Origin of the sequence: Musicola keenii, assembly GCF_014855505.1 — a bacterium.
GTDB classification, from domain to species: domain Bacteria; phylum Pseudomonadota; class Gammaproteobacteria; order Enterobacterales; family Enterobacteriaceae; genus Musicola; species Musicola paradisiaca.
The window spans coordinates 1-233 of record NZ_JAAWVW010000071.1; the positions used below are offsets into that span (position 1 = coordinate 1).

Annotated in this window: 1 pseudogene; it reads left to right on the top strand. The window is 44.6% G+C overall.

Annotated elements, in window-relative coordinates:
• Positions 1-197 (top strand): annotated as a pseudogene (locus HEP82_RS19900) (IS256 family transposase); the annotation flags it as partial.
• Positions 198-233 lie beyond the last annotated feature (36 nt).

Below are 233 nucleotides of genomic sequence, written 5' to 3' on the forward strand. Positions count from 1 at the left end.
CGGTGCACAGACAGTTCAGGAAACTGACCAAAACCAAAGGTGCTTTCCCGAATGAAAACAGTCTGTTGAAGCTGCTTTATCTGGGGCTAATGAACGCACAGGAAAAATGGACAATGCCCATCCGGAGCTGGAATTTGACATTGTCACAGTTGGCCATTTATTTTGAAGGGCGACTAAATAACGTGATGACGCTGTAGAATTTTTAACGTGACACAGAATTCTGAACGCTCTCG